Origin of the sequence: Mesorhizobium sp. YC-39, assembly GCF_025753795.1 — a bacterium.
GTDB lineage: Bacteria > Pseudomonadota > Alphaproteobacteria > Rhizobiales > Rhizobiaceae > Mesorhizobium.
This window is the reverse complement of the sequence record NZ_JAOWPS010000028.1, coordinates 1-1,774: the sequence shown is the minus strand read 5'-3', so window position 1 is coordinate 1,774 and position 1,774 is coordinate 1. Positions and strand designations below refer to the sequence as shown.

Below are 1,774 nucleotides of genomic sequence, written 5' to 3'. Positions count from 1 at the left end.
CACCAAGCCGTCACCGCTGTCCGATGCGCCATGACTTCAGCTTGTTTGGCACATGACTTTTTGGACGCTTGCGAACAGCCCGCATGCGGTCATAAATCACTAATCAGGGTGCGGGAAATATCCCCGCCAAGCCCCATCACTTCTACCCGGGCAATCGAACCATGACACATTCCAAGAAGGTGGTTATCGTTACAGGGGCGACGTCGGGGATAGGGGAGGCCGTCTTAGAGGCTTTCGCGGCGATCGGGGCCTCACTCGTGTTGGTCGGCCGGGATCGAGAGCGGGGGCAAAGAGCCTTGGAGTCGATTCAGAAACTCAATTGTGAGGCCGAATTGAAGTTTGGCGATGTCGCCGACTCGGCGTTTGCTGACCATGTAGTGAATTCCACTGTAGCGCGTTTCGGAAAGGTTGACGTCTTGGTCAACAGCGCCGGGATCATCCGGCGTGGAAGCGCCGTCGACACTACGGATGACGATTGGCGCCAGACATTCGACGCCAATGTCAACGGTGTATTCTACTTCAGCCGCGCCGCAGTGAAGTCCATGAGGACGACCGGTGGCGGCAGCATTGTCAACATAGCTTCAAATGTGGGGTTGTTTGGCTGTCCCGGGCTGGCTGCCTATTGTGCATCGAAAGGCGCGGTCGTTTTGTTGACTCAAGCCATGGCCCTTGACCACGCCAAAGAGCAAATCACCATCAATGCCGTCTGCCCCGGCGCTGTAGATACGCCCATGCTTGTGTCGGCCCATAGCAAGCCGGTTACCGCAGCCGAGATTATTCAAAGAAATGTTGACGCAATACCTCAGGGCCGCGTGGCGACTCCGAAGGAAATTGCTAGCTTGACGTTGTTTCTTGCAAGCGCGGGGGCCAGGCACATCACCGGCGTTGCTATTCCAATAGATGGCGGGGTCACTGCAGGTTAGGAGGGATTCTTGGGTAATCGGCTAGAAGGTAAGGTTGCCATCGTCACCGGCGGCAATCAAGGCATAGGGCGAGCAATTGCTGAGAAGCTCACTGATGAAGGCGCCATAGTTGTCGTGGGCGACCTGCGTGACGACCGCTCCGCCGGTTCCGACGGCGTCGAGAGGCTCACGTTTATGTCTCTCGATGTCACAAAGGAGGTCTCGATTCGCACCTTCGTTGACGACGTCCTGCAGAAGTTTGGCAGGATCGACGTCCTAGTCAACAATGCCGGTCTGGTCATTCATAAGTCGATCGACGAGCAGACTGCCGAGGATTGGGACAGGCTTATGGCGGTCAATCTCCGTGGCCCGTTTTTAATGGCGAAGTATGTCGTCCCGGAAATGAGGCGTACCGGCGCGGGAACGATCGTCAACATCGGATCGGTCGAGGGCTATATGGTCAACCCTTGGCATACTGCCTACGCCGCCACCAAGGCCGGCGTGCATGGTCTTACGCTGGGACTGGCAGTGGACCTCGGACCGGATGGCATACGTTGTAATACCGTGTGCCCCGGTTGGATTGATACCGATCTCAATCGTGCGTACGTCGAGATGCACCCGGACCGAAGCTTGATCGAGCGGGAATTGGGACAACTTCACCCGGTGGGAAGGACCGGCTTTCCGAAGGAGATAGCCAATGCGGTGCTTTGGTTGGCTAGCGAGGATTCCAGTTTCGTTAGCGGTGAAATGATCTCTGTCGACGGTGCGCGAACCAAAAAGATATCTCTGCCCGCCATCCTGGACGAGGAGTATCGAGCCAAACTGACGAAGGCGCGGGCATAGTGGGACTTCGGCGTCGAACGGGTTGCGAA

Annotated in this window: 2 protein-coding genes; both read left to right on the top strand. The window is 56.9% G+C overall.

Annotated elements, in window-relative coordinates; translation table 11 throughout:
• Positions 1-161 precede the first annotated feature (161 nt).
• On the top strand, positions 162-923 hold the full coding sequence (locus OHD62_RS35495) for an SDR family NAD(P)-dependent oxidoreductase (protein ID WP_263792408.1): 762 nt from the start codon (positions 162-164) through the stop codon (positions 921-923).
• Positions 924-932: 9 nt separating this feature from the next.
• Entirely contained in the window at positions 933-1,745 is an 813-nt protein-coding gene (locus OHD62_RS35490; protein WP_263792406.1) for an SDR family NAD(P)-dependent oxidoreductase, read from the top strand.
• Positions 1,746-1,774: the final 29 nt, after the last annotated feature.